General features: G+C 53.3%; 2 tRNA genes. Both read left to right on the plus strand.

What is annotated here, in order from left to right:
• Positions 1 to 44: 44 nt before the first annotated feature.
• A tRNA-Ile gene (locus GM668_RS30400) sits at positions 45 to 121 on the plus strand.
• Positions 122 to 132: 11 nt separating this feature from the next.
• A tRNA-Ala gene (locus GM668_RS30405) sits at positions 133 to 208 on the plus strand.
• Positions 209 to 259 lie beyond the last annotated feature (51 nt).

Raw genomic sequence — 259 nt, forward strand, 5'->3', positions numbered from 1 at the left:
ACGTCCACACTTATCGGCTGTAGTAAAGAAGAACGCAAAATGTTGGGGCTGTAGCTCAGCTGGTTAGAGCACCGTGTTGATAACGCGGGGGTCGTTGGTTCGAGCCCAACCAGCCCTACCAGTTCCACCGTAGGGGGATTAGCTCAGCTGGGAGAGCACCTGCTTTGCAAGCAGGGGGTCGTCGGTTCGATCCCGTCATCCTCCACCAAACACTGCATTTACGAATGAATGCGATTTATTCGTAAGCGTAGTACCGTTC

The sequence above is a fragment of the Pseudoduganella ginsengisoli genome (genome assembly GCF_009720865.1).
Taxonomy (GTDB): domain Bacteria; phylum Pseudomonadota; class Gammaproteobacteria; order Burkholderiales; family Burkholderiaceae_D; genus Rugamonas; species Rugamonas ginsengisoli.